The organism is Christiangramia aestuarii (genome assembly GCF_009735585.1).
Classification (GTDB): domain Bacteria; phylum Bacteroidota; class Bacteroidia; order Flavobacteriales; family Flavobacteriaceae; genus Christiangramia; species Christiangramia aestuarii.
The window spans coordinates 1-444 of the sequence record NZ_VJVW01000091.1 but is presented as its reverse complement, the minus strand read 5'-3'; the positions used below and the strand labels follow the sequence as shown (position 1 = coordinate 444).

1 pseudogene is annotated in these 444 nt (G+C 62.2%); it reads right to left on the bottom strand.

Going from position 1 to position 444, the window contains the following annotated elements:
• Nucleotides 1–226, bottom strand: a pseudogene (gene dsbA / locus FLP08_RS17055) (thiol:disulfide interchange protein DsbA); the annotation flags it as partial.
• Nucleotides 227–444 lie beyond the last annotated feature (218 nt).

The window sequence follows — 444 nt, the reverse complement described above, 5'->3', positions numbered from 1 at the left end:
CTGCCGGCAGCTTCTCGCTCCACGGCACGATGGTCGGCTCGAACGCGTAGCAATGCGGGCAGCCATACCAGAACAGTTACACCACTTCGATCTTGCCCGGCTGGGACACCGGCACCGGGCTGCTCAGCTCGACGTATTCCTTGCCGGCGGTATAGTCGTCGGCCTGGGCGGCCATGCCGAACAGGCTGGCCATGGCCAGCATGGCGGTGAGAATCAGGTTACGCATCGTTCACTCCTAGGCGAGGTCAGTGCCGCTCTCCGGCCGGGTTCGGCCCGGTCAGTTCGACCGGGGGGAGCGGTCACGGGTTCCAGCATTGTAGCGATGGCGGACGCAAAAAAGGGCAGCCGAGGCCACCCTTTTTCATACATCTTTTTTGCCGTGCTACGCAGCGATCAGTGCAGACCCTGGATGTAGCTGGAAATCGCGGCGATGTCCTTGTTCGA